At 71.1% G+C, this 25,323-nt stretch carries 26 protein-coding genes and 1 pseudogene; 4 read left to right on the top strand and 23 right to left on the bottom strand.

What is annotated here, in order from left to right; genetic code table 11:
* Positions 1-88: 88 nt before the first annotated feature.
* The 3 genes and pseudogenes from ACFYZY_RS02390 to ACFYZY_RS02400 all read left to right on the top strand — a co-directional run.
* Positions 89-1,207: pseudogene (locus ACFYZY_RS02390) on the top strand (tyrosine-type recombinase/integrase); the annotation flags it as partial.
* 106 nt (positions 1,208-1,313) lie between these two features.
* Positions 1,314-2,168 carry a nuclease-related domain-containing protein gene (locus tag ACFYZY_RS02395; RefSeq protein WP_388688798.1) on the top strand — a complete coding sequence of 285 codons (855 nt, stop codon included), beginning with the start codon at positions 1,314-1,316 and terminating at the stop codon, positions 2,166-2,168.
* A 526-nt stretch (positions 2,169-2,694) separates the two neighbouring features.
* A complete protein-coding gene (locus ACFYZY_RS02400) occupies positions 2,695-3,495 on the top strand; it encodes a transporter (protein WP_388688800.1) in 801 nt (266 codons plus the stop codon).
* A gap of 151 nt (positions 3,496-3,646) precedes the next feature.
* Here the strand turns inward: ACFYZY_RS02400 and ACFYZY_RS02405 are convergent, their stop codons facing one another.
* Positions 3,647-4,063, bottom strand: coding sequence for a TIGR03618 family F420-dependent PPOX class oxidoreductase (locus tag ACFYZY_RS02405; protein WP_351105175.1), 417 nt, complete (start codon positions 4,061-4,063; stop codon positions 3,647-3,649).
* A 179-nt stretch (positions 4,064-4,242) separates the two neighbouring features.
* Positions 4,243-4,569: a DUF6087 family protein gene (locus ACFYZY_RS02410; protein WP_190044844.1), complete on the bottom strand. Its 327-nt coding sequence runs from the start codon at positions 4,567-4,569 to the stop codon at positions 4,243-4,245.
* A 144-nt stretch (positions 4,570-4,713) separates the two neighbouring features.
* Between ACFYZY_RS02410 and ACFYZY_RS02415 the strand changes: the two genes are divergently transcribed.
* Positions 4,714-5,184 (top strand): hypothetical protein, encoded by a 471-nt coding sequence (locus ACFYZY_RS02415; protein ID WP_388688801.1) that lies wholly within the window; start codon positions 4,714-4,716, stop codon positions 5,182-5,184.
* Positions 5,185-5,304: 120 nt separating this feature from the next.
* On the opposite strand, the gene ACFYZY_RS02420 is transcribed toward ACFYZY_RS02415, so the two are convergent.
* The 21 genes from ACFYZY_RS02420 to ACFYZY_RS02520 all read right to left on the bottom strand — a co-directional run bounded on the left by ACFYZY_RS02420 (position 5,305) and on the right by ACFYZY_RS02520 (position 25,181).
* Positions 5,305-6,129 (bottom strand): SDR family oxidoreductase, encoded by an 825-nt coding sequence (locus ACFYZY_RS02420; protein WP_388688802.1) that lies wholly within the window; start codon positions 6,127-6,129, stop codon positions 5,305-5,307.
* Positions 6,130-6,969: 840 nt separating this feature from the next.
* The gene (locus tag ACFYZY_RS02425) at positions 6,970-8,265 is read right to left on the bottom strand and encodes a DUF317 domain-containing protein (protein ID WP_388688804.1); all 1,296 of its coding nucleotides are present in this window, start codon (positions 8,263-8,265) and stop codon (positions 6,970-6,972) included.
* Positions 8,266-8,281: 16 nt separating this feature from the next.
* Positions 8,282-9,406, bottom strand: a complete 1,125-nt coding sequence (locus ACFYZY_RS02430; protein WP_388688806.1) for a DnaB-like helicase N-terminal domain-containing protein — start codon at positions 9,404-9,406, stop codon at positions 8,282-8,284.
* A complete protein-coding gene (locus tag ACFYZY_RS02435) occupies positions 9,406-10,635 on the bottom strand; it encodes a DNA cytosine methyltransferase (protein ID WP_376424985.1) in 1,230 nt (409 codons plus the stop codon). Before ACFYZY_RS02435 ends, ACFYZY_RS02430 begins: the two co-directional genes overlap by 1 nt.
* 53 nt (positions 10,636-10,688) lie before the next feature.
* A complete protein-coding gene (locus ACFYZY_RS02440; protein WP_388689344.1) occupies positions 10,689-11,549 on the bottom strand; it encodes a hypothetical protein in 861 nt (286 codons plus the stop codon).
* Between the two features lie 163 nt (positions 11,550-11,712).
* Positions 11,713-12,129, bottom strand: coding sequence for a hypothetical protein (locus tag ACFYZY_RS02445; RefSeq protein ID WP_381528981.1), 417 nt, complete (start codon positions 12,127-12,129; stop codon positions 11,713-11,715).
* Between the two features lie 188 nt (positions 12,130-12,317).
* Positions 12,318-13,172 carry a hypothetical protein gene (locus ACFYZY_RS02450; RefSeq protein ID WP_388688808.1) on the bottom strand — a complete coding sequence of 285 codons (855 nt, stop codon included), beginning with the start codon at positions 13,170-13,172 and terminating at the stop codon, positions 12,318-12,320.
* The gene (locus ACFYZY_RS02455; RefSeq protein ID WP_388688810.1) at positions 13,169-13,972 is read right to left on the bottom strand and encodes a hypothetical protein; all 804 of its coding nucleotides are present in this window, start codon (positions 13,970-13,972) and stop codon (positions 13,169-13,171) included. The genes ACFYZY_RS02450 and ACFYZY_RS02455 overlap by 4 nt, the downstream gene beginning before the upstream one ends.
* A 37-nt stretch (positions 13,973-14,009) precedes the next feature.
* Entirely contained in the window at positions 14,010-14,837 is an 828-nt protein-coding gene (locus ACFYZY_RS02460) for a hypothetical protein (RefSeq protein WP_388688812.1), read from the bottom strand.
* The gene (locus ACFYZY_RS02465; RefSeq protein ID WP_388688814.1) at positions 14,834-15,550 is read right to left on the bottom strand and encodes a DUF317 domain-containing protein; all 717 of its coding nucleotides are present in this window, start codon (positions 15,548-15,550) and stop codon (positions 14,834-14,836) included. The genes ACFYZY_RS02460 and ACFYZY_RS02465 overlap by 4 nt, the downstream gene beginning before the upstream one ends.
* A gap of 5 nt (positions 15,551-15,555) precedes the next feature.
* On the bottom strand, positions 15,556-16,287 hold the full coding sequence (locus ACFYZY_RS02470) for a hypothetical protein (RefSeq protein WP_388688815.1): 732 nt from the start codon (positions 16,285-16,287) through the stop codon (positions 15,556-15,558).
* A 182-nt stretch (positions 16,288-16,469) separates the two neighbouring features.
* Entirely contained in the window at positions 16,470-18,263 is a 1,794-nt protein-coding gene (locus ACFYZY_RS02475; RefSeq protein WP_388688817.1) for a type IV secretory system conjugative DNA transfer family protein, read from the bottom strand.
* Between the two features lie 48 nt (positions 18,264-18,311).
* The gene (locus ACFYZY_RS02480; protein ID WP_388689346.1) at positions 18,312-19,055 is read right to left on the bottom strand and encodes a DUF317 domain-containing protein; all 744 of its coding nucleotides are present in this window, start codon (positions 19,053-19,055) and stop codon (positions 18,312-18,314) included.
* Between the two features lie 5 nt (positions 19,056-19,060).
* Complete coding sequence (locus tag ACFYZY_RS02485) at positions 19,061-19,834, bottom strand: DUF317 domain-containing protein (protein ID WP_388688819.1); 774 nt, start codon at positions 19,832-19,834, stop codon at positions 19,061-19,063.
* Positions 19,834-20,451, bottom strand: a complete 618-nt coding sequence (locus tag ACFYZY_RS02490; protein ID WP_388688820.1) for a hypothetical protein — start codon at positions 20,449-20,451, stop codon at positions 19,834-19,836. The genes ACFYZY_RS02485 and ACFYZY_RS02490 overlap by 1 nt, the downstream gene beginning before the upstream one ends.
* Positions 20,448-21,227 carry a DUF317 domain-containing protein gene (locus ACFYZY_RS02495; RefSeq protein WP_388688822.1) on the bottom strand — a complete coding sequence of 260 codons (780 nt, stop codon included), beginning with the start codon at positions 21,225-21,227 and terminating at the stop codon, positions 20,448-20,450. The genes ACFYZY_RS02490 and ACFYZY_RS02495 overlap by 4 nt, the downstream gene beginning before the upstream one ends.
* On the bottom strand, positions 21,224-22,471 hold the full coding sequence (locus ACFYZY_RS02500) for an acetyl-CoA carboxylase biotin carboxylase subunit family protein (RefSeq protein WP_388688824.1): 1,248 nt from the start codon (positions 22,469-22,471) through the stop codon (positions 21,224-21,226). The genes ACFYZY_RS02495 and ACFYZY_RS02500 overlap by 4 nt, the downstream gene beginning before the upstream one ends.
* Before the next feature lie 51 nt (positions 22,472-22,522).
* A complete protein-coding gene (locus ACFYZY_RS02505; protein WP_388688825.1) occupies positions 22,523-23,107 on the bottom strand; it encodes a hypothetical protein in 585 nt (194 codons plus the stop codon).
* A 17-nt stretch (positions 23,108-23,124) separates the two neighbouring features.
* Positions 23,125-23,940, bottom strand: coding sequence for a DUF317 domain-containing protein (locus tag ACFYZY_RS02510; RefSeq protein ID WP_388688827.1), 816 nt, complete (start codon positions 23,938-23,940; stop codon positions 23,125-23,127).
* Positions 23,941-24,030: 90 nt separating this feature from the next.
* Entirely contained in the window at positions 24,031-24,807 is a 777-nt protein-coding gene (locus ACFYZY_RS02515) for a DUF317 domain-containing protein (RefSeq protein WP_381528944.1), read from the bottom strand.
* Entirely contained in the window at positions 24,804-25,181 is a 378-nt protein-coding gene (locus ACFYZY_RS02520) for a hypothetical protein (RefSeq protein ID WP_376425008.1), read from the bottom strand. The genes ACFYZY_RS02515 and ACFYZY_RS02520 overlap by 4 nt, the downstream gene beginning before the upstream one ends.
* Positions 25,182-25,323 lie beyond the last annotated feature (142 nt).

The following is a 25,323-nucleotide window of genomic DNA, read 5'->3' on the forward strand; positions in this document are numbered from 1 at the left end:
GGTGCGGTTCGGGACCCTGGACGAGCGACACCTGTGGAGGAACCCGAGCGCCTGACGCCTGTCCGTAGCCCCAGTTACGGGACAGCCCTTAGCGATGAAGTGGCCTCACGCCGCACCCAATACACGAGACGGCATAAATGAGTCGCTTACCAGCATCACTGTGGAGCTCCTTGGTGACCGCCCTGGACGGCCGGCAGATGAGTTGATCCGTAGAGCGCTGCGTAACTGGGCTTTCGTGCTTCCGGGACCTGCCGAGCGAGAAGTGCCGGACGAGGTGATGAATGTCCTTCACTGGGTGTCCAAGGCGTCCCGGCCGCTCGCTGATCTTGCTGAGCCTGCTACGGCTCGTGCGGTGCTGGATGCCTTGAAAATCAAGCTCGACGGGACCGCAGCTGCTGCGGAAACCGTGCGGCGTAAGCGGCGGACCCTCGTGAATGCGGCGAACTACGCCGTGGACCTGGGGGAGCTGCGAGAGAACCCGATCACGGCTGTCCGCTGGCAGAAGCCGAAGGTGTCCAACCAGGTCGATCCCCGCGTCGTCGCCAACCCGGAACAGGCTCGCAATCTCCTGACGGCCGTTTCCTACGTTGGTGGGTACCGGCGGGCTCGCGGGCGTCGGCTGGTCGGCCTCTTCGCCGCGATGTACTTCGGCGGCCTTCGCCCGGCAGAAGCCGTTGGCCTGGTCGAGACGGACCTCGTCCTTCCCGAGCAGGGCTGGGGCTCGGCACTCCTGCATCGGACCCGGCCGTCAGTCGGCAAGCAATGGACGGATTCGGGGGAGACCCATGACAACCGCGGGCTGAAGAACCGACCGACCGAGGACGTTCGGCGTGTGCCCATCCCGCCTCATCTGGTTGCCGTTCTCCGTGATCATCTGGGCACTTTCGGCACAGCCGACGACGGGCGCCTGTTCTTCAGCGAGAAGGGCTCGGTAGTTCCCTCCTCGACCTACTACCGCGTCTGGCAGGAAGCCCGGCTCCTCGCGCTTCCGCCGGCCGTCGCCGCCTCGCCGCTCGCAAGTCGGCCGTACGACCTTCGGCATTCAGCGCTGTCGACCTGGCTCAATGCCGGTGTCGACCCGACCGAGGTGGCCGAGCGCGCCGGCAACAGCGTGGAGGTCCTGCTGACCCGCTACGCGAAGTGTCTCGATGGGCGACAGGACGTCGCCAACCGGCGTATCGAGGACCTCCTGCGCGAATACGAGTAAGCACCCTGCACCCCCTTGAGGCTCCGGGCATCTTGTCCGGGGCCTCTCTCGTTTTGAGCCCTTTCCGCTGCGATGCTTCGGGCTGGAAGCGGACGAGGGGGGGCTCATGGAGCTGAAGGTCACGCGCTGGAAGCGGTACGGGCATGATCGCCTGTACGCGAATCTGCCTGATGGCACTGCGGTCGGTTGGGCGGACGTGAGGACGGGGGACATCACCGTCCTGGCCGCTGAGTATCGCGACGACGTGATCGCCGTGTTGACGCACCACTTACAGGACGTCCGCGAGTCAGTGTCATCGCAGGAAGCATCCGCAGCTGACGATCGCCCTACGCTGCCGCCTCTGAAGCCGGCCGACGACCTGTCCACGAACCGTCCCGGAGAAGCTATCCGTGACCTGCTCGACAGATCCGGCCCGGGGTTCATTGAGCGAGTCGTCTCACAGCTCCTGCGGCGTCCCAGCGAGTGGGACTCGTGGCGGAAGGGACTGGCGGGGGAGAAGCGGGTGGGAGCCGAGCTGAACCGCTTGACGCGTCACGGATGGCGGGTTCTACATGCCATCCCCTTGGCCAACCGCGTGGACGTCGATCACTTACTGATCGGGCCTGGAGGAGTGTTCAGCATCAATACGAAGCACCACCACAACAAGACCGTGTGGGTCGGCGACGATGCAGTGAGGGTCAATCACGGAAAGCCGGCGCCTTATGTCCGCAAGAGCCGGGCTGAGGCCAAGCGCGTAGTCAGGGTGCTTGAGCACTACTGCGGCTTTCCCGTACCGGTCGAGCCAGTCCTCGTCTTCGTTGGCGTCACGGATCTCAAGGTGGTGGCCACGCAGCTCGACGTCCGAGTTTACCAGGAGCGCCAAGTAGCGGCTCTGGCGCCGCTCTCAGGGGCACTGACGGCTGAGCAGGTCGAGCAGGTGTACAGCGTGGCTCGCCATCGTCAGGCATGGAGCCAGGCGTGATCCGTACCCTTCAGCGGGCCGCCAGCGCTGTCCCCTCCCGGACCTCACCTGCGGCAATGCTTCAAGATCCCGTCCACGCCTCGTCCACAGACCTCGACATACGGTGGCTCAGGGCGGCACATGCCTGCACATACAACAAGACCCCGCGCTCAGCGTTTCTGCTGATCACGGGGTCTTTCGGCACTTCCTGCGAAGTGCCCCCGGCAGGATTCGAACCTGCGCACACGGCTCCGGAGGCCGTCGCTCTTTTTCGCGTTTCCCGCAGGTCAGCGGCCTATCTGAAAGCCCGTTAGAGGCGCGGTCCCAAGCATGTCCCAAGGGGTCTAGATGTCCCTTTTAGGTCACATGCCAGTCTAGTCCTGTCCGGCGGGGCGGGGAGTGCCTTTCGGGAAATAATCTTGGTCCTCCGCGACGTTCTCGCTCGGCAATCGCTGAGTGGGGGTGGCTGGACCTGAAACTGTTCGACACGGCAAACGGCGTGACCGAGGTCACGCCGTGGCTGGCTGAGGCTGAGGCCGATGTGCAGGTGCTCGTTGAGAGCGCGATGGAGCCCATGCTCGGGGTCCGCTTCCTGGCCACCGAGTACAGCACCGGCCCCGTCCACGGCGGGCGCATCGACTCGCTCGGGCTGGACGAGAACGGCTCGCCGGTGATCGTCGAGTACAAGCGGGCGACCGACCCGGGTGTCCTGTCGCAGGGCCTGTTCTACGTGGCCTGGCTGATGGACCACCGGGAGGAGTTCGAGGCCCTGGTCCGCGAGCGGCTCGGGCCGGCGGCAGCCGCCGGAGTTCTGTGGAGCACGCCCCGGCTGATCTGCGTGGCGGGCGGCTTCACGCGCTACGACTTGCACGCGGTGCGCGAGCACCGGCGGTCCATCGACCTCGTGCGCTACACCATGCTCGGCGAGCACCACATCGCGCTGGAGACGGTCGCGTCGGTCGCTGCCCAGGGCAGCGGGACGCGGCGGCAGAGCCTGCGCGGCGGACGGGGCACGTCACCGCGCCGGCGGACCGACGCCATGGCGGAGCTCGCGGCCGTGGTCGACGAGGTGCTGCTCGGGCTGGGCGAGGGCGTGACGAAGGTCGAGCGCAAGCAGTACGACGCCTACCAGCGGCTGCGGAACTTCGCCTGCGTCACTGGACGGCAGGACAAGCTGCTGGTGTACCTCAAGGTCGCGCCGGCCACGGTGGAACTCGTGCCGGGCTTCACCCGGGACGTGACGGGACTGGGCCATCACGGCACAGGCGACCTGGAGGTCCAGCTGCGCTCGGAGAAGGACGTGGAGCGGGCGCTGGAGCTGTTCCGGCTGTCGTACGCCGCGGCGTAGCGCTTGGTGGGGCGAGGATCTCGGTGGGGGAGGCGCCTTTCGACGGAGGGGCGGGGGAGTGGCGGTGGTGTCGTCCATCCTCCGCAGGATCCCCGGTTTCGGAAACCGGGGATCCTCGCCTATATTGCGCCCGCGCCGACGCCGGACGGGGTCACCAGCCGGAAGGCTTGGTGGGTCCCAGGGCGCGGGTGACGGTGATCTCGATGACGACCCGGTTGGGGTTCACGCGCGGGGTCTTGTACCGCTCGGTGTAGCGGCGCTCGGCGTCGGCGACGGCGGCGGGGTCGTCCTTGATGACGGCGGTGCCTTCGAGGGTGGACCAGCGCCGCCCTTCGGCCTGGCTGACGTTGACGCGGGCTTCGCCCCCGGAAGCCAGGGCGGCGCGGACGTTGCGGACCTTCTTGTTGCCGCCGTCGGTGATGACGCGGGCGATCCGCGTCTCAGGGTCGTAGGTGACGCCGACCGGGGTCGTGTGCGGGGAGCCGTCGGGACGGAGGGTGGTCAGGAAGCAGGTCCGGCGCTCCTGCCAGAACAGGTCCCCGTCGGTGGGCAGGGGGGCGGTGTCCAACGGTCGGTCTCCTCGGTGCGATGGCTCGAACGCCGGAACGGCGCCGTGCAGGTCGCTTCGACCGTAACGCGGAGCTATCCGCATCAGAGGGTCAGGTGCTGCGGCCGAGCGAGGTCAGGGGAGGAATCGAAGGCAGCTTCGAGATGAGCGAGGGGCGCGAGGCCGGGACACACCTCGACCTACTGGTCCCGATCCTCAGCCGAGGACGGCTTCCGGTGCCGGCCGCGTCCCTTGCCCATGGCAGGCCGGTCCCACTCGGCGGGCTTCTCCTGCACGGGCGGCGGCGGATACAACAGGGCTTTCGCGGCGGCCAAGTCCTCGACGACGCCGACGACCATCCACTCGGTGCCGGTCCACTCTTCGATCGCTCTCGGGGCGTCGGGGTCCACGTGGGCCCCACGATGAGGGCCGTCACCGAGCGGCACCGCGCGCCGCCTGCCCTTCGAGGCGGCCTGGCGTGCATCGCGCCGGCGAGCCCACTCCTCCAGCGGTTCGTCATCCTGCATCAGGGCATCGTGGCCGAGTCGCGGTCCGGGCCGCCACCCGTTCACCCGAGTGGATGAATGAACGGAGACCCCCAGGGCGGGTAGCAGCACACGGGCTGCTGTGACGCAGTCTTGGGGAATATCAGGGACCTCTAGGCTGTGGTCATGAGCAGCCGTATCCCGCGAGGGCGCGCGGGCAGGAAGGGCCAGCAGCACCGGGCGACTCCCGGTGACCTGCGGTCGTATGACGTGACCCCAGCCTCCGAGGTGACCGTGACCCGTGCGGACGGCACGGTCGAGGTCCAGCCTGCAAAGCCGGCGAAGAAGGCGACCCCGCAGCCGCGCCGACGCGGTCCGGCAGTGTGCGCGATGTGCGGCGGCAAGATCACCGGGAAGGTGTGGGTCAGCCGGGAGCAGGGGCCAAGCCGCGGGAAGCCGGTCCATGAGGAGTGCGAGAAGAAGGCGGCGGCCTTCACGACGAAGCGCCGGGCCGCGAAGCAGCAGACCACACAGCAGAAGCAGGACGGCGCGCTGTCCCTGAAAGAGGAGAGCCGGCGGCTGCTCGCCGCGCAGGATCGAATCCGTGAGCTACGGCGTGCCCGCAGCCAGCCGAAAGCGGAGCCCGACGGGACGTGACGCCCGGTTCAGGGAGACCTCTCCGTCGCAGTGGAGCGCCTCCCACCCGGCCGGCATCGGGTGGAGCGCCCCAGCCCACAGCAGGGGGCCATGAAGCCGGTCGGATAAGACCGTCCCTCGTCAGCCGTTCCCTAGGAACTCTCGTACTCCGCGGAGCCGGGTGCCCAGCTGTCGCTGAGTGGCACGGCTGTCGAGGCGTACGTCCAGGGCGCCGGGCAGGCTGCTGTCCGCTCGGCGGCCGGCGGGGAGAAGGGCGGGGTCGAGGCCGTCGCGGCGGGCGACGAGGACGCCGAGGGTGAAGCGGCTGACGGCGTCGGGGCCGGCCAGGTGGAAGACGCCGGTCGCGTCGCTCAGCGCAAGCTCCCACAGGGCAGCTGCCAGATCGGCGACATGGACGGGGCAGCGGATGTCGTCCGTGAACAGGGCGCCTTCCCGCGTGCCGGCGGCGAGTTCGTGGACGATGCGTTCGTGTGCGGAACCGCCGTCGCCGATGATCAGCGAGGTGCGGGCGACGGCCGCGCCGGGGTGAAGGACGCGTACGGCCGTCTCGGCGGTGGCCTTTGCGGCCCCGTACGGGGTGACGGGGTCGGGGAGGGCGGTCTCGGTGTAGTGGACGTCAGCACCGGAGAAGATCGCGTCGCTGGACACGTGCACCAGGCGGATTCCCCTGCTCGCCGCCGCCACGGTGAGGCGGAGCGAGCCGTCGGCGGTGACCGCCCAGTCGGCGTCGCCGCTGGATGCATTGATCACCGCGGTAGGGGTCACGGCGTCGAGAACCTCGTCGAGGCGACGCGCATCGCGTAAGTCCAGCTGGTGCCAGGTGGCGCTGGCCGGTTCGCCGGGGCGGGAGTTGAACGTCGCGGCTGTGGCCTGGCCCGCAGCCCGGGCCTGTCGCACCAGCTCGGTCCCGAGGAACCCGCTGGCGCCGATGATCAGCACCGTCATGCCGCCACACCGTACTGCAGGACGCCCCGTGGGCACCTGCCGGTCACGGTTCCTATTGAATCCCGATAGGCGGCACGAGTGGAAGTCGGCTGCGTTCTGGCGCGTGCGTAAGCATCGAGTGCGCGCGCCGGGAATTTCTTTTCCAGGCGTATCCAGAAGGTCGCATGGAGGGTTCAAGAACGGCTATCGTGGGGCCCTGTCGCCCCGTTCCTTGCGGGGGGCCTGGCTCGTGCTCCGCACGGGTGGCTCGGTATGCCGAGCCACCTGCCTGGGGCGCGCAACCGGCGTGCCCCTCACAGGAAGGTGGACCCATGTGTGGTTCAGCGGGGCGGGAGCCCGAACACCCGTCAGGAGGTAGCCCCTTGAAGGGGCTACAGAGGGTGGAGGTCATCTGCGCCATCATGGCGTCGGTGATGTCTGCGATGGTCAGCGGCATGACGCTGCTGGTCTTCCTCAGGGTCTGACGCCGTCCGGGACCGGAGCCTACCCGGTCCCGGACGGCCGTCCGGGAGGGGTCGGCGTGGACGTTCTCGTCCGCGTCGGCCCCAAACTTTTGCGGCGGCGAGATTACTAATCTGCGTCGCGGGCAACATTGCTAATCTTCCGCCGCTTAAAGTTGGCTTCGTAGTCGGCGACGTTAATTTAGCGCCGACAGTGTGACCCTAATGACTTGACGCGTAATTAGTGGGTGCGTCAAGTCGTAATCACCCTCCTAATCTAGCTAGCACGCTCCCTTAAAGCTAGTTCGCCGGGCGGAACCTGCCAGGTCGGAGCCGCATCTGTGCAGGTCAGAGTCGGTGGGCAAGCGCTGAGCGTCGGCGGCGGTCGAGACGGGTCCGGTTACCGGCCGCGGGCGCGCTGGGTGGGCACGGCTGCGGGAAGCCCGCGGGCGGGCGCCGGAAGCGGCCTCGGAGTCGGCCGTGTGGGTGACGGAAACAGGTCTGCGGCGGTCTGGGCGAGCTCGGCCAGGAGGGTGTGGGGAACGCCGGCGGAGAGATGGAGGGTCCACGCCGCCCGGTCGAGGTCTTCCCCGCCGTACAGCGTCCATCGGTCCGCCGTGGCGTGCGGGGTGGACTCGAAGGTGATGGTCCGGTCCGGTGCCGTCCAGGTGGTGCGGGCGGGGTGGCTCGCCGGGTGCCAGGCGGCGCCGTGGAGGACGTTGTCCGGGTGGTCCGCGGTGCTGAGCGGCGGGGCGTCGAGGTGCTGGAGGATCGTGCGGATGAGGGGGACGGGGGTGCCGGCGGTGAGGGTGGCGTGCCAGAGGCGCTCGCCGACGGGGCCGTCGTACTCGGCGATCGTCCAGGCGACGTCGGTGCGGTGGCGTGCTTCGTGGTCGAACTCGGCTCGTACGGTGAGGGATTCGTGGGAGGCGATGGTCGTTTCGTCGAAGGGGCGGTACTTCTCCCACTGGCGGTTCTTGTCGAAGAGGGCGGAGAGGAACGCCTCGTGCTCGCCGGGCTCCGCGGCCGGCGGTTCGGCTGCGGGGGCAGGGGTCTCCTCGGCGGCGGACGGGGGTTTGCCCGCGAGGAGCTGGCGGACGGCCTGCTCTCGGCTGGTGAGCGGGGCGGGGCCGGGGCGGACGGCGACGCCGTAGAGGCGGTGGAACTCGGCGACGGCCTCCGCTTCGGTGCCGAAGGCGAGGTCGGTCTCCTGCCGGAGGTGGTCCTCGCCGTGGAGGTGCACGTGCCGCCGGACGCCTTCCTTGTAGGAGCCGACGGCCACGATGGTGTGGCCGTCGTGAGCGTGCAGGTGGATGACCAGGCGGCCGGCGGCGATGTCGTCGTGGATGCGCTGGGCCGCGGCGCCGACCTCGCGGATCTCCTCGCGGGTGCACCAGGGCATGGGGTAGTTCGCCCAGGTCCACTCGGTGTCGATCTCCTCCTGGAGAGCGGGGTCGATCTCGGTGGTGAAGCCGTACCGCCGGAGCTGCTCGGCGGCCTGGGCGGTGTAGTGGGGCTCTTCGCAGTCGATGCGGGCCAGCACCATCGTGGCCGGGCCGGTGCTGCGCCATCCGAGGTCGTGGAGGTGGGAGCGGGCGGCGTCGGCCGTGGGGCCTGTCGTGGTGGCGATGACGGCGGGATGGTGGTCGGGGTGGAGGGCGAAGTGGATGTGGGCGTTGGCGGGGGCGTACGGCATCGGGGCCTTTCGGGGATCAGGGGGTCCGGCCGGCGGCGACGGGACGTGCCGGCGGCGAGACGGCGGGGGCGCGGCGGGCCGCGGGTCCGGCGCGTGCGGCTCGCGCCGGCGGGGGGAGGGCGTGCCCGGTGGCGTGCTGCCAGCGGGTGCGGATGGCGCCGATGTCGGCGAGGGCCCGGCGAGCACCGGCGACGAGCTGGAACGGTGTGTTCATCGGGTCGTCGGAGTACGCCTGGATGCGCCGACCGGCCTGGTCGGCGGCGGCCAGGAGCGAGCGCGTGAGGGCACGCTGGCCCCAGTGCCCGACGGACCCGGCGGGCTCGGCGAGGAGACGGAGTACGCCGCTCGGCTCACTTCCGTCGTGCAGCAGGCCGCGCTGCTGGGCCTCCCACAGGACGGTGACGGGGTCGACGGGCTCGTGCCGCCGGGCGAGGGCGGTGAGGCACTGCCACAAGCCGGCGTGCAGGGGCTGGGTGAAGTCCTCGGCAAGCAGCCACCGCACGGACTCGATGTCGGCGGGGCGGGCGGTGGCGGTGGCGAGCAGGAGCTGCTCCTCCTCCACCGCTTCGGTGGGGTCGGCCGCGGCGTTCGGCGGGGGTACCGGGGTGCGGGGCAGGATGCCGGCGCGGGGCGGGAAGCGTGTGGCGATGTCGTCCACCACGGCGGCGAGCGCGTCGGCCTCGGCGAGCACTGCCTCGACGGGCTCCGGCAGGGAGACGTCGTGGACCGTTTGGACGAGGAGGCCGGTGGCGTCCCGGAGGCGGCGGCGGGCGTGCTCGGCCTCGACCATCCGCGCGTAGGCCGCCGCGTGCCGGGGCCAGGGACAGACCTGGATGAGGGTGTGCAGGTAGGAGGCGCTCAGACCGCGTGCCTCCTCCCGGGCCGCGGCGAGCACCTGGGTGAGCCACGCGGTGGTCTTCCTGTGTTCGTTGGGATCGGGCGGCGGCAGGGTGCTGATCGCGGCGAACAAACTGGCGTGCGCGGCGGTGCTCCAGGAGTCGGCGGAGATGCCGGTCACGTCGCCGAGGAGGCGTGGGTCGAAGAGGAGCGCGCCGAGGAGGGCTTGCTCGGCGTGGAACACCGGGTGCGACGCCGGGATCGTGCCGAGGTCGTCCTCGTTGGGATCGGGGCTGTGGGACATCAGGCGGCCAGGGTGAAGTCGTCGGTGGTGAGGGTGCGGTCGAGATGTGGGGCGAGGATGTGCGCTGCCAACCTCGGGGGGACGGCGTTGCCGATCTGGGAGAACTGCTGGCCCTTGTTCCCGGCCCACGGGTAGTCGGCGGGGAAGGTCTGCAGCATGCCCGCCTCGGCGGCGGTGATCCTGATCGGCGCTGGAGTCGGCGCGTCTTCGTTCCCGGCAGGGACTGGTGTGGCGATCCAGGTGCATTCGTTGGCGCGGTGCCCGAAGAACAGCGTCCCGGCCGGCTCGTCGAGGGGCCGTACGGTGGCGTTGGGCTGGTTGTTGCTGCGCAGGGACCACGTCCAGTGGCCGGTCTTCCCGGTGCAGGTGGGGGCCGGTCCGGTGGCGGGGCTGTCGCCGCGGGCACCATGACGGGCGGTCCACCCCGCTCCGCGGGTCTGGGGCTTGAGGACGACGTCCTCGACGGCCGGGGGAGCCGTCCAGGTTCCGCGCGCCCGGGCGGCGACGAGGGTCTTGCGGGCCCCGGAGGGGAAGGGTTCGGGGCCGCCGCCGGGCCCGCCGCCGGCGCAGACGGTCGGGACGGGCCGGTCGGTCGCCCCCCAGCCCAGAGCCTCGGCCATCGACACCCAGCGGGTGCGGCCCGGTCCGAAGAGGCTCTCGGGTTCGGCGACCTGGGCGTGGGTCGGCGTCGGGGGTTCGGCGGTACGGACACGGGAGGCGACCAGGATCGCCCGCCGCCGGGTCTGGGGCACCCCGTAGTCCGCGGAGTTGAGGATGCCGCACCACACGGAGAAGCCCCAGGACCTCAGGATCTGCGCGTACTGCCTCCACAGCGGCAGCACGTCGGGCACCTCCTCCATGGCCACCCACTCCGGCTCGCCCACGGCATTCAGGGCGTGGAGGTAGCGCATCGGCTCGGCTGCGAGCAGGGAGCGTTCGTCCCGGCAGGCGGCCAGGAGCTTGGTGCGGGTGTCGATGCCGGCGGCGAGGTCGGCGACCGCCTGGTGGACGAGGTCCTGGTCGAGCAGCCCGAGCCGTTTTCCCGCCCGGCTCCATGCCTGGCACGGGGGCGAGGCGATGAACCCCCGGACCCGGCCGGCGAAGACGTGCACCGGATACGCGGCCACGTCGGTGCGGATCGTCAGCAGGCCGGCCGCCGCCCGCGTCCGGCACGCCCACTCGTCCCACTCCAGTCCGACGTCCCGGATCCCGAAGCGGTGCAGAGGCACGCTCCAACCACCAGGTCCAGCAAAAAGATCAAGGACAAGCCCCTTCGGGGGGATCACGACGCGAGTCCGAAGTCGTCCTGCTCCGGCTCGTCCCCCCGGCAGCTCCAGGGCGAGCAGCCATTCACCACGCCCAGTTCGGCGGCGTCGGCCTCGGCTTCCGCCGCGGCGTCGAGGGCGGCGCGCTCGGCCCTGGTGACGTGGTCGATCGGGGCCTGGCCGAGGGGGACGCGCGAGCGGTGCAGGAACGCCTGGCCCAGCAGGGCGTTCCCCGTCGCGTTGGCGCGGGCGTTGCCCTTCCGGATCGCGGCGTCGAACTCGACGACGTCCGCCCATTCGTCGGGCGAGGTGTCACGGATTTGTCGCCACTGGGCATTTCCGTGGAACGGGCAGCCCAGGCAACTCGATTTCGGGGTGTCCGCGAGCCCGAGAGAGGTGAGATAGCGGATGCAGTCGGAGCGCGTCCAGTCCATGTCGATCAGCGGGTGCCGGTTGCGCATGTACTTCACGTCCGCGTCCTTGGCGCGATGGAATTCGTCGGTGGATATCCCGATCCACTGCTCGACGAAGACATCCTTCGGGACCCGCGTCGGATACGGGTATCCGAGGAGCTTGCGGACTTCCTTCTTGATGGGCTTGACCTTATACTCCCCGCTGCACTGGCGCCGGGTCATCCCAGGTCGGCCGTCCGCGTTGAGGATGTAGAGCGGCATCGAAGCGAAGCGGTGATCGGGGTCCAGAGCGTCGTTGCGAATGTTTCCGGAGGAGACCCGGAGAATGGGTATTCCGGCCGGTGCGGCGATTTCCTGTTCGAGACGGTCAAGGTGTGCATAGACGCTTCGGGGCTCCCAACCGGTATCGGCGAAGATCGCGTAATCGACTTTCGGGAGAACTCCTTCTGCGGATAGGGCGAGCAGGGCGCTGGACTGGACGCCGGCGCCAAGGGAAAGAGCGCGGAACTGGGGCGAGGTGGAAATTTGGAAAATCCTTGGATGAGGGGGCGGAGAAGCGGCTCCTGGGGGCGGGAGCGGGCTCGGCGAGGAAGGGGCGTGGACGGGGCCGGGGCTTGCCGCGGTGGCGTCAGCGGCGTTTCGCTGCGGGGAGGGCAGCGGGAAGCGAAGCCGGTGCGGGGCCGGTGGCGGGGAGCGTGCGTGCGGGAGCGCCGGACCGGGGAAGCGAGGGAGGGGACGCCAGCTCGGTCGCGCTGGTCCGGAGGTCGATGGCCGTCGCGTCGAGGATCTCGTCGACTGCCTCACGGCAGCCGGATACCGCATCGATCACGCGCTGGGACGGAAGTACCGTCCCCATCGAGCCGAGTTGGCGCGTGGCGTCTGCGCTGAAGTTCCAGTGTGTGATCTCGGCATGCATGCGGCCGAGTTCTGTCAGCGCCTCGCCCAGCGGCGCCAGCGCGCCGCTGTAGGCCCTGAGCGCCGTCTTCGGCGAGGTGCCGGCGGACAGCTCGGACAAGCAGCTCTTGATGTGGGTGGTCACGTCCATGGTGATGGTGACCAGATCGACGACGAGTGCGGAGACGCCGTCCGCTGCCGGGGTCTTGGGGGCCGGCGGCAGCGTCTGGAGCTGGAAACGCAGGCGGTCGATTCGGCCGGCTGTGTCGTAGAGGGCGAGCGCCAGGGTGGTGGTCAGGGGAATCTCCGTGGGTGTGTACCTCGGCGTTTCGCCAGGGGTCAGAGGTTCGTGGTGTGCGGGGTCGGGCGGCTTGGCCGGGAGGCCGGGGCGGACGCCGACAGGAAGGTGGCTGGCGCGGTGAGCGTGGCCGCGAGGGCGCGGTGCCCGGCTGGTGTGGGGATGCAGCGGGACCAGAACCAGTGGAGCGGGGAGACCTCGCGGGTGGTCAGGCCGCGTGCTTCCAGGGAGCGGATCGTGGTGATAGCCACGGGGCGGCTCGCGCCGTGCAGGTGCACCGTCTTGTCGTCGCTCACGGCGACATGACCGAGGGCGATGGCCCGCAGGCCGGCGTGCTGAGCAGGCGACAGGCCCGCGGGCCGCTTCGAGAGGCAGGAACCCCGCTGCCGTAGGTCGGCGGCGAGCGCTTCCGCGGCGGCGAGGCAGTCCTGCGCCCCGAAGGCCATGAAGTCGCGGCCTGCGGCGACGGCGTCCCGGGCCAGCCTCCGGGCTTCCATCGCCCACGGGGCGCCCAGCTCCTCCAGGCTCGTGATCCCGCGGACCGGGGCGAGGGCGTCGGCGGCGTTGGCCAGGGCCTCGCTGGAGTCGGTGGCGAGCATGGCGAGCTGCCGCAGCCGCGCCTGGACCGACCTGAAGGTCTGGCCCTGGTGGAGCGGCAGGCCGGCGAGGCCCTCCTGCAGGTCCAGCGCGCGCCGGGCCAGGGACAGCGCCGTGGCGGCTCGGACGGTGATCTCGGGGGCTCCCTTGGGGGTGGTGAGGGCCGGTGAGGCCAGCAGGTCGTGCTGGAGGATGTGGTCCGTCCCGAAGGACAGGAGCTGCTCGATGAAGGAGACGGTCGCGCCGGGGGACCGCCCGGCGTATCGCGCACCGGCTTCCTGCGGGTGATCTGCAGTCATCGGCGGGCTCTCGCCGCGGAGGCGACGGGCCCGGCCGGCAGCGGGCTGGGCACCGACGGCGCTTCGGCGGCAGGGTGCTCCGGCCGGCCGAGGGTGGCTGCCAGGACGAGCCGTCCCATCGGGCTGGGCAGGACGCGGATTTCCTCGGCCCAGGACGCGCAGGGCACAGGCTCGATGAGCCCCTGCTGGTCGAGAGCGCGGATCGCGCTCGGGTGGACGGCGGTCTTGTCCATTCCCACCCAGGGCTGGCCGTCCTCGTCGATCGAGACGACCCCGGTCGCAATGAGCCTCAGGGCCTTGAACTGGTCGGCGCTCATTTGGTGGTGGGCCTCGGGGACGGCGTAGTTGTTCCGGTAGCGCTCCATCTCGGCGGCGACGCGCGCGGCGCAGGCGAGGAGGTCGGAGGCCGCGGTGGCAAGCAGGTCCCGGGCCGCCTGGACGTGGGTCAGCCTGGTGTCCGCGGCGGTCATCGAGACGGGGTCGGTGCTCTCGGCGGCGCTCCGCAGGGCTTCGGCCGCCGCCTTCGCCACCACCTGGAGCTGGGTCAGCCGGGAGGCGACCGTGTGGTCGGTGTGGTCGATGAGGGACATCGGCAGGCCCAGGTGGGCCGTGCCGACGGCCGCGGCGTCCTCGGCGAGCGAGGTGACCGCCGTGACCTGCCGGGCGATCCGCCCGGTCGCCTGCGGAGAAGCCAGCGAGCGGTCGTCGAGCACGTCGAAGCACTGGGCGGCCTTCGTCGCGAGGGTCAGCATCTGCAGGCAGACCTCGTAATGGGGGGCCTGAGGGAGGTGACGGGACATGGGGGGCTGCCTTCGGATCGGGGGGTGGGAGTACGGCTCAGCGGACGGGCGTCCGGCTTGCCCGGGTGGCGAGTGCGGCCGGGCGGGAGGCGACGGGGACACGGCCGAGCCAGGAGGCGAGAGCAATGCGGCCGGCCTCGGTGAGGTACAGACGGGCGGTCCGCGCCCCGGGCCAGGGGTGATGTGCCTCCCGGCGGACCCAGCCGCGTGACTCCAGGGACCGGACCGTGGCAATCGAGAACGACGCGTCCCTCATCCACGCCCACTCGCGGCCACCGGTGTCCTCGACGCTCAGGCGTCCGGTCGCGATGGCGCGCAGCGCCTGGTACTGCGTGGGCGACATCGCCTGCGGCCTGCCGTCGATCAGCTTCTGGGCGCGGAGCGCACCCGCGAAATCCGTAGCGGCACGCAGGGTGTCGGAGGCGCCGAGCGAGGTCAGCAGGGACGCTTCCTGCAGGTGGTGGCCGGCTTCGAGGAGGGTGTCGAGGACCCGGCCGCGCGGGTAGGGCCGGTGGGCGCGCTCCTGGGGCGACACCTGGACGAGGTAGGCATGGACCAGCCGCAGGTGCTCGCCCGCGAGGGCCGCCTGGGTCTCCAGAAGCCGAATGCGGCTGTACGCGTCCTCTACCGCGGGGCTCACGTAGAGCCGGACCTTGCCGATCTCGGTCCTCACCGCCCTTGCGGTATCGGCGAGGTCGTCGGCGCGTCCTGCGTGTGCCAGGGCTTCCGGCGGAGCGGCCGGCCTGGAGAACTCCAGTGTGGAAAGGCGGTCCCGGAACATGGTGACCTCCTCCGCCAGCAGCAGGACGTGGGCGGGGGCAAGCTCGGCCGGCAGCAAAGGGCGGGAATCCGAAGGGCTCGTCATCGCCGGCGCCCCTCCCCGTTGGTGGGCAGATCTCCGAGGGCGTGGACGACCTGCGCCCCGAGCCCCGAGGGGAGACCGGTGAGCGAGGTCAGCCGGGCCTCGCTCCGGGCCAGGTACGGGACGTCCGCGAGGGTGCGCTCCACCGGGTCGGGCGTGGCCAGGAAGGTGAGGAACTGGGCCGGGAGCTGGACCGGGACGGCGCCCGTGGCGTGGACGGCCCAGTGGGTGTCGAATCCGTCGAACACGGAGTGCTCCACCCGCCACGGCTGGCCGGGCGTGTGGTGCATGGTGCAGTGCCCGTCGGGAGAGGTGTACGACCCTGTGCCCGCGGTCCAGTCGTACAGGTCGGCGATGTCGGCGACGGAACATTCCGTCAGCGGGATGCGGTCCGCGTGCCGCATGTCGCCCAGCAGTTGGGGCAGCGCCTGGGTGACGCCGGCGAGGGCCTCCAGCGGCGTCTGCCGCGTAGCGGTGATCTTCCAGGCCAGGTCGTTGCGGGCGATCGTCCACCACATACCGTCCAGGCGGGAGGGCGAGAAATCCACCTGGAGCGTGTCGTCGGGACTGACCACGGTGACCTGCCCGGTCTCCCGATCGTGAGTCCAGGACCACCCGAAAACGTGGATCAGCGGCCCGAGGACGTCGGCGAGACGGTCCCCGGCTCCGGCCAGGTGCCGCGGTGAGACCAGGAACCGGCCCTGCTCATCGGTCATGGCCCTCACCTCGACCGTCCGGCCATCGCCGTCTGTGCGACAGGAGCGGGCCGGCCTGTGGGAGTGGCCGGACGGGACTGGGCGAGAAGCCGCCGGGCGCGGTCCGTGACGGTCACCCGCTGGCCCTGGCGGTCAGAGGTGGCGGCCTCGACCTGGACCAGGCGGTACTTCTCGAAGAAGGCGAAGGTGGCCGGATGGACGGAGGACCCTCCGGAGACGTAGACCTTGGTCTTGTGGCCGAAGCTGTCCTCGTACCGTCGCCCTTCGCCCTGGGCCAGGTCCTCAAGGGCGGTCGTCTGCTTGGTGTTGAGCTTGGGCAGAGGCATGGCCGCCTCCGCGCGTTCGAGGGCGCGGCCGATGCTGGTGGCGGCGTAGGAGCAGCAGGTGACGGTGAGGTCGAGGTCGTGGAAGGCTTCGGCCAGGCACTCCACGATGCCGCTCTCGGCATCGGTCTCGCGGGCCTGACGGACGGCCTTCTCGTCGACCGCCGCGCCGGGAAGGCTCGCGCCGATCAGAGGATTGACGGAAATGGCCTGGGCGAGGTGGGTGGTCACGAGGGCCGCGCTGGAGACGGTGGCGGTGAGGGTGTCCAGGGTGCTGCGGCTGCCGGGCACGGTGACGTACTCGCTCGTGCTGAGCCGCGACAACGCTGTGACGAGCTGTCTCGTCAGTTGCTGGGATTCCAGGAGGAGCGGCGTGACCGTGGAGAGGAACCCGGGACCCGGCGCCTTTTCCACGGCGTCGACTTGGGCGCGCAGCTTCGCGAAGTGGGTGGCGAGTTCCCGGAACGGTGCAGCGGTGTCCGAAGCGGATGAGGGTGTGATGGGAGGAGATCCTTTCGGGGATGGGAGGTCCGGCGGCCATGGCGAACCCGATCGCGACGTGCTGAGGGCGTGCACCCGCGGCCGGGGACGGCTGGTCACGCCGCTGAGTCGTAGTCGTCCTGCCGAGGGGCGGTCTTGGCGAGGGCCCGGGCGGTGATGGCCTTCGAGGCACGGGCGGAGGCGGCGGCGAGTTCGTCGGCGCCGGGCTCGGCGTACCAGGGGCGCAGGTCGAGCATGGCGACGCGCATGCCGGTGGCCAGGCACAACGCGCTGCCCTTGGGCAGGGCGCGGATCGCGTCGGCCGGCAGGATCCGCTCCTGCCGCATCGACACCGAGGTCGACTTCCCGGACTCGGAGTGCGAGGTGGAGACGGTTTCGACGTCGTGGTCGCCGACCATCCTGCTGAGCTTGTCCGCGAAATCGGGGTCGTCGATCCCGCTGCCGATGATCTTCACGGTGGCCGCGCTCCACATGGCGTCCATGCCCGTGTCCCCCCAGACTTTCTGGCCCTGGCGGTAGGACTGCAGGATCGTGATCGGGATGATCCCGCGCGATCCGAGGTGGGAGTACAGGTCGGGCAAGTCCGAGATCTTGCAGACGTTGGCGGCCTCGTCGAGGATCGCGAGCATCGGCGGGTCGAGTCGGCCGCCGGCGCGTTCTGCCTGGGCGGTCGCGGCCCGCATCACGCTGTCGGCGCACGCTGCGATCAGCGCGCTCGCGCCGCCGCCGCCGTCCTTCGACAGCAGGAACAACGAGTCGTTGCTCGTCACGAAGTTGGTCGGCCGGAACTCGGGGATGTCCTTCTGAGGGGTGACCCAGGCGGCGATCTCGGAGTTGAGCAGGGCGGAGGCATACTGCCTCGCGGTCTCGTAGATCCCATCCCGGGTCTCCGGCGGCCCCTCCACCGTGCCCTTCAACTGGGAGGCGACCGCGGTGAACTTGTGGTCGCGCAGGATGTCGAGCGGGCGCCGGTCGGCGGGGAAGGCCAGCCACTGCATCACGTCGGTGATCGGCCGCTCATCCAGGGCGGCGGCCAGGAACAACTGGCTGAGGATGTTGCTGCCGGCCTTGGACCAGAAGTCGCCCTGCTGGCTCGCGTCCACGCTCGCGGCGAGGAAGTGCCCGGCCAGCCGGTTGGCGCCGTCGAGGGTCTTCGCGTCGGCGAGGGGGTTCCACCACATCTCGCGGGCGGCGTGGGCGATCTGCTGCGGGTCCATCGACCACACCCGCCCCACGGCGGCACGGGCGTCGAAGGTCGCCGTAAAGGCGTCGCCTGCCGCCTTGTTGGAGGTGAGCAGGACCGGTCCGGGCGCGGCGAGGATCGAGGGGATCGCGAGGGAAGTCGTCTTGCCGGAGCGCGGGGCCATGATCGCGACGGCCACGTCCTCGAAGCCCATGCGGACCTCGTGGCGGGTCCCGGCGAGGTTACCGACGAGGATGCCGGCGTCGCGGGGTTCGATGTGCTTGGCGTGCTTCAGGCTCGGCCGCAAGGAGCGGGCCTTGTCCTCGACGGCCTTGGCGAGCAGCGGCTGGATGTCGCGGACCGTCGCCATCCCGTCGACGGTCTTCTTCCCGCCGCCGGACCGGTTCTTGTAGCGGAGCCACAGGACGCCCGCGCCGGCGGCGAGGGCCAGCGTCAGCAGGACAGGGACGATACGGGTGGCGACGAGCAGGGACGTTTCTCCTGCTGCGGGCCAGAGCTGGTCGGGATGGAGGAGCGCGTCAGCCGGGCGGTAGGACACCCACGGGGTGGTCCCGGACAACCGGGCGGCGACGTTCCCGGCCAGCCAGGCGAAGTTGGCGAGGGGGAAGCCGATGGCGAAGACGGCGATGCCGATCTTCAGGGCTATGTCATAGCCGTCGGAGCTGGAGGAAGAGGGACTGGGCAAGGGGCAGTGGTTCCTTGGCGGTGCCGGGGAGGGCCGGTGTTGAGGTGGTCAGTGGGTACGGCGCGGCGTCGCCCGAGGTGGCTGCGGCGCCGGTGACGGCTTGCTGCTTCGGCGGGCGGCCAGGCGCTGCACGCGGACGGGCAGCGCGGAGGCGAAGGTCTCGGGCGTCGCCTGCTGCCAGTGAAGGGTCAGACGCTGCCTGCTGAGGCCGAGGGTCTGCTCGTGCGTTCTCGGCAGCGGCTCTGCGACGGCCAGTGCCTGGGTGAAGGCCGTTACGACGCTGGCGGGGGCGCGGCCGTCGAAGCGCGCCTGCCAGACCGTGTGGTCCTGGTCGAGGGCGGCGGTGATGAACCAGCTGGTCATGCCGGAGAAGGTGATCCGCTCGCCCGTCACGATGTTGTCGGGGGAGCGGAACTCGCCGGAGGGCGCCGTCTCCCACCCGGCCTGGCGCAGCGGCTGAGTGGGATCGGCGACGGCCCGCTCGTTGTAGGCAGGGTCGGTCAGGGTGTCGGTGACCGCGGCGATCAGCTCGACGGGGGTCCGCGCGCCGAAGGATGCGTACCAACTGGTGGCAGCGCTGCCGCCGTTGTGGATGATCCGCCACCACTGGTCGCCGGGTGCGGGCTCGAGTCGCAGGAGTGTCTTCTGGTCCGGACTGGAGAGGAGGACCCGGGGCAGCAGGGGCTCGTGTCCGTGGCTCCAGCCAGCGGCCTCGTGTAGGGGGACGGTCACCCAGGCCGCGTCGCCGGGGCCGGCGAGGTAGCGGGGTGAGATGAGCGCCTGGTCGATCATGTCGGTCACCGAATCCTCCGCCCTGCCGCGGCGAGACCGGGTCCACCGGCTGGAGACGGCGGTGGCGAGGGAGCCGCGCGCCGGGAGGTGAGCTGCTCGACCCGCTCGGGCAGGGCCCGGGCGACGTGCTCGGCCGGCCGCCGTTCCCACTCCAGGGTGATCCCGCGGCGCGGGAAGCCCTTCATCTGCTCGGCGGAGCGCCGTGCCGGTTCTGGGGAGGCGAGGGCCTTGAAGAGCGAGGCCAGGATGACGGTGGGTGTGCCTGCGGACAGGAAGGCATGCCACAGGGGGTCGTCCTCGTCGAGTCTGGCGGTGATCCGCCAGGAGCGGCTGCCGGCGAGGGTGTTCCGGCCGCCGCGGACGTGTCCCTCCGGGGAAAGGAAGGCCCCCCGGCCGGGGACGACGGTCCAGCCTGCCTGCCGCAGGGGCTCGTAGGGGTCGACCGGCTGCCGCAGGGGGTAGCCGGGGTGGGTCAGGGCGTCGGTGACGGCGGCGATCAGTTCGACAGGCGTGGACCCGTCGAAGGAGGCGTGCCAGTTCGTTCCGGTGCGGCCGTCTCGGTGCGACACATGCCACCACGGCCCCTCCAGCACCGGCTCCAGACGAAGCTCGCTCTTGGAAAGGGGACCGGTCAGCACGACATGAGGAACGAGGGGGGCGTTCAGCGCCGTCCAGCCGGACACCGTGGTCAGAGGCACGGTGACCCAGGCCGGGTCGCCGGGGCCGGCGAGGTAGACGGGGGACACCAGCGCCTGGTCGACCAGCTCGTGCTTGGTCATCAGCGCCTCACCGCCGACCGGCTGGTGGTGGGCAGACAGGTGGGGTCCGCGACGGCGATGGGGGCAGGGGCGGTGGCTTTGAGGGCGACGAAGTGCAGGTCGAGGAGGGCGTGTCCGTGGATGGCCCAGGTGTCCAGTTCGCTCCACGCCTCCGCATTGCGTTCGGCCAGAGCGTCGATGAACTGGGCATGCGCCGGCTGGGAGATGCGCCGGTCCTCGCGGGCCTTGGCCCACTCGGTGCGCAGAGCCTCCAGGCGGTCGAGCGCCTTGGCGAGCTCGGACAGCTGCCACGGCCAGCGGGGCTCGATGTCGCCGGCGGCGATGTGCTGCAGCTGGAACCGCGCCGTGGCGAGGAGGTAGCGCGCCGAGCGGCGGACGGGCTCGAAAGCGCGCCAGGTCTGGGCGTCTCGCTGAACCTTGCGCCAGCCGTACGACTCGTCGTCGTACGGCCGGCCGTCGGTGTCGGTGTGCTTCTCGGAGTAGGAGTCCCAGGAGGCGAGGATCATCTCGCTCTGCACCACGAACACCGCCAGTGCCTGGAGGGCGGCGGCGTGCTGGTCGGCGCGATAGGGGAACGGGGCGGTCAGAGTGGTTCCTTCGGTCGGGATGGTGCTCACCGGGTACGGCGAGGGAGGGGACTGCCCGGGCGCTGAGGGGAGGGCGGTAGCTCGCGGCTGGTGCTCAGGGGGAAGAGCTGGTCGACCCGGGCCCACAGCGTTGCCTCCGCCTGCTGGGCCGGGACGCGTTCGCGCTGGATGCGGACGCTGTACCGCAGCGCGGGGGCCATGGTCCGTTCGTGGCGCAGGACCGGGTCGGGGGAGACGAGGTCGGTGAGGAACGCGGCGACCACGTGCGGCGGGGTGTGCTCGGTGAAGTGCGCTTCCCAGACGGCCACTTGCTGCTGCGAGATCCGCCAGGGTTCCATGCCGGCGGTGACCTTGATGTGCCACGAGCCGTTGGCGAGACGGCCGATGTGGACGTGCCCGTCGGGGGAGTCGAAGTGCCGTTGGTGGCGCGAGGGCCAGCCGGCCTGTTCGAGGACCGTGACGGGATCGAGGAGGTCTTCGGGCGTGGGACCGGCGGCGTAGGCGGTGGTCGCCGCCGTGATGATCTCAGCCGGTGTGCGGGCCCCGAACGACATCGTCCAGGGCTCCTCCTCGCCGGCCCCGAGGTGCCGCAGGATCCACCAGGGCTGGTCGGGGTCGGGCGACAGGTGCAGTTCGGCCTTGCGGTCGCGGGGGATGACACGCACCACCGGGCTGAGGGGGAGGTGCGCGATCTGCCACCGGTAGACCTGCTGGAGGGGCGCGGTGACCCAGCGGGGGTCACCGCCTCCGGCGAGGTACCGGGGCGAGACCTGGGCGAGTGCGGGCTGCCGGGCGGTCTCGGTCACGGGCGGCCCGGGGCAGGAGCGTCGACGGCGAGGGCGATGTGGCCGTTGGTGGCGCTGCGGCGGGCGATGGCGAGACCGATGGTGTCGGCGTACGTCGCGATCAGGCCCACGCGGGAGGAGTCCAGGTCGCCCTCGGGCGGGAGGAGGACCTCGTCGCCCTCCTCCATCAGCCAGGCCGGGCCGTGGACCCAGCCGGCCGTCTCGGCGAAGCCGGAGGCGATGCTCCGCTGGGCGAGCGTGCCGGACGCCGGGGCATACAGGACCTGGATCGCGACGGCCTGCTGGCGGGTGGGCGTCAGGTCGGGGGCGGCGCCGACGGCGATGTCGGCGGCGATCCGGGCGAGGGGCAGGCCGAGGGCCTGCTCGACGGCCCAGCCGATCCAGTCGCCGCCGATCCGCCCATTGACCTCGATCACGCGCGGGCCCGTGGGGGTGAGACGGATCTCCACGTGCTGGATGCCCCCGGTCACGCCGGTCGCCCGCACGGCGGCCTTGGCGATCGGGGCGACGGTCTCCAGGAGCGGGTCGCCGGCCGTGAGGGTGTGGCCGGTCTCCTCGAAGAGCGGCTCGCTGCCGAGTTCCTTGCGGGTGACGGCGACCGGCGTGGTCACGCCCTGGTAGGTGACACACTCGACGCTCACCTCCGGGCCGGACAGGTACTCCTCGACGAGGACGCTGCAGTTGTCGCCGCCGTGCTGCTGCACGCCGCGGGTCGCGAACGCGTACGCCTCGGCGAGGTCCTCGCGGGTCTCGGCCTTGATGACGCCGATGCTGCCGCCCACGGCCGCCGGCTTGACCACGACGGGGAAGCCGATCGCCTCGGCGACCGCGAGAGCCTCGTCGAGGGACGCGGCGGCTACGGAGCGGGCGGAGGGCACGCCGTGGCGGGCGAACGCGGCGCGGCTGGCGGCCTTGTCCCGGCAGGTGCGGACCGACTCCGTGGTCGTGACCGCCAGGCCGAGACGTTCGGCCAGCTGGGCGACCGCGGTCAGGTGGGACTCGTTCCAGGTCAGCACGCCCGCGACCGGCCGGCGCGTGGTGATGGCTTCGGCGGCGTTGAGCAGGGCGTCCACGTCGTCGAAGTCCGGCACCGTCTCGTGGTCGACGACGTACGGCTTCTCCCAGGTGAGGGGGGCGGTGGTGAGGACGGCGATGTCGTAGGCGTCGGCGACCTGGCGCAGGCAGTAGCCGCGGTACACGTCATCGCCAGGGGCGACGACCAGGACGAGCGGGCGCTGGGACACGAAGGGCTCCAAGAAAGTGAGGTGAGGAAGAGGAAGAGAGAGAAGGGGGGTTCAGCGGCGGCGGGCGGGCGATGCCGTTGTGGCGGCGTGCGGTGTGCGGGTGGTGAGGCGGATGCCGGTCTGCCCGGCCCGCACGGTGGCGGCGTGGATCTCCAGCACGGCGCGTCCGTGGGTGAGCCAGTCGACCAGGGCTTCGGAGGCTTGCCTGTTGCGTACGGCGGAGGCTGCGAGGAGGTCCTCGGCGCTGGTGGACGGATCGGCCACCACCCGCTCGTACTCGGTGTGGGCGGTGTCGACCCGTTCGAGGGCCCCGCGCAGATGAGCGAGCTGCCAGCTCCAGCGGGCCTGGCCGGACTTCCCGGCGAGATGGTCGGCGGACGTCTCGGCAGCGTCCAGCAGGGCGGCGGCTTGCTCTCGCAGGGGAGAGAAGCGGCGCCAGAGGGCGGCGTCCTTCTCGGCCTGCCGGGCGTCGTAGGCGTCCTGGTCGTACGGCCACCCGTCGAGGTCGGTGTGCTCGTCGTCGAACCGCTCCCACGCGGCCAACACGGCGTCGCCTTGCAGCAGGAAGGTGGAGAGCCGGGTGATCAGTGGTGTGCGGTCCGGGGGCGGGGGGACGGAAGGAGAACGGTGGGGCACGGGGGGTCTTTCGAAGGTCAGCGAAGGGAGACGGAGGCGGGGGCGGAGGGCGCGGTCGGTGCGGGCAGGGAGACCACAGGCCGGGTGCGGCGATGGGGCCGGGCCCGCCGGTCGAAGGCGTCGACTCGGGCGAAGTGCGCTTCGACTGCCTCCTCCGGGGCAAGGCCGCTCGGCTCCTGCCGGGCGCCGTGGCTCTCCGGGTCGTACATGCCGCGGACGACGGGGGCGGTGGTGACGAGCTGCTCGGCGAGGCCGTCCAGCAAGTGCTCCGGGATCGCGCCACTGATCCACATGCGCCAGACAGGCGCCCCGCCGTATTCCGGGAGGGCTTCGATCCTCCAGGCCGTCTGCTCCGGGTTGTCGTCGTAGACCTTGGCGAGGTCGGCCCGTATCTGATGGGGACCGGAGGAGCAGGCTTCGGCGGTGCCGTCGGGCCGCCGCTCGACGACCCAGCCCGCCTCCTCCATCCGCGCCCACGGGCCGATGCCGCCGTGCGGGGTCCCGGCGATGAGGCGGTCGGTGAACCCGGCGACGATCTCGGCGGGCACCATCCGGCCGAAGGACGCGCACCAGCTCCAGTCGGCGGATTCGATCTGCCAGTAGGAGGTGGAGAGCGGGTCGAGGACGAGCCGGTGACGGGCCTGGGCGGGGCCAGCCAGCACGGTGCGGGGGTCGCCGGGGGCGGAGGTGACGCTCCAGCCGGCGGCGAGCAGCGCGTGGGTGACGTGCCGGGGGTCGCCGGGGCCGGCGAGGTGCCGGGGCTCGGTGAGGAACGGGATCTTCGAGTGGTGGTCGCGGCTGTAGGAGGCTCGCTGGGAGGTGCTCAGAGCCACGCGCCCGCCTGCGTGAATTCGGTGGCGCCGGTCTCGGCCGGATCCGGAACGGTGGGACATGAGAGCGGAGAAGGCACGGGGGTCCTGGGGTCAGTGGGGGATGTGCTGGCGTGCCTTGGTACGGGGCCGGGCGACGCGGACGGAGTTGCGGGCCCAGGTGGCGGCGCGGGCGGCGGTGATGCGCGCCTGCTGCCAGCCTCTGAGCTGTTCGGGAAGGACGGACACGGAGGTGACCCGGATGCGCTTGCTCGGCGGCACGTGTCCGCGCGGTCGCATCACCGGCTCGGGGGAGGCCAGAGCCTCGGTCAGGCCCTGCAGCAGGTGCAGCGGGGTCGTCGGGGCGGCCTGCAGATTCCAGACCGCGCCGTGCTCGTTGCGGGCGCCGATCCACCAGTGCTGATCGGGGCCGGTACCGACGTACTGGACGAAGGCGTCCCGGGTGGGGCTGACGGCGGTGTACTCCTGGCCGGTGTCGGTGGACCAGCCGTGTTCGGAGAGCGGCGCCCACACGTTGGGGGCGTGTGCGGAGCGTTCCCTGGTCAGTGCGTCGGTGAGGCCGGCGACGATCTCCACCGGCGTCTGCGCGGTGAACGTGACCTGCCAGGCCGGCTGGTGCCCTTGGGCGGCGCCGTGGATCTGCCAGCCGCCCGGTGGCTGGTAGGCGACACGGACGGCCCCGTCGGGAGAGCCGAAGACGAGAGCGGCGGACGACCGGGGGGTGCTGTCCTTCCAGCCGGAGGCGCGCAGGTATTCGGTGATGTGCCGCAGGTCCCCGCCGCCGGCCAGGTAGCGGGGCTCGATGAGGTAGTGCTGCTGTGCGGCCTGCTGGTCGCCCCAGCCAGACCACTTCTGTCGCTGTTTGCTCACCGGTGCCGCCCCCGGGCGACGAACGCGGTGGCCTTCGGCGGCGCGGAGGCGGGTGCCTGTTTGCCGATCTGCTCGAAGGCGCTCCGATGCTGGTCGAGGTCGCCCGAGACATTGGCCAGCGTGTTGCCGGCACGGCCGAAGGCCAGCCACGCCTCTGGCGGGAACAGTCCGTCCGCGGCATGGTTGCGGGACGCCCGGCTGCAGTCAGTGACGAGGTCGGTCAGCTTGCGAAGGACACCGTCCTCCAGGTCCACGACCCGCGCCAGGATCTGTGCGGCCTGCCGAGCGTCTGCCTGCAGCAGATGGTTGGCGAGCTGGTCGAGGTGCTGGGCGATGGCGTCGAGGAGGGCGTCGTCGGTGACGGGCGGGTTCATGGCGTTCCAAGGGGATTGGCCCGCGAAGCTGGTCAGCGGGTTCGGCGGGAGACGGGCGCAGCCGGACCGGAGGGCGGCGCCGGACGGGCAGGAAGACTGCTGGTCCCGCCCGCCTTGACCACCGCCGCGCGCAGGTAGCGGC

This window comes from Streptomyces sp. NPDC001744 (assembly GCF_042892575.1).
In the GTDB taxonomy this organism is placed as follows: Bacteria; Actinomycetota; Actinomycetes; order Streptomycetales; family Streptomycetaceae; genus Streptomyces.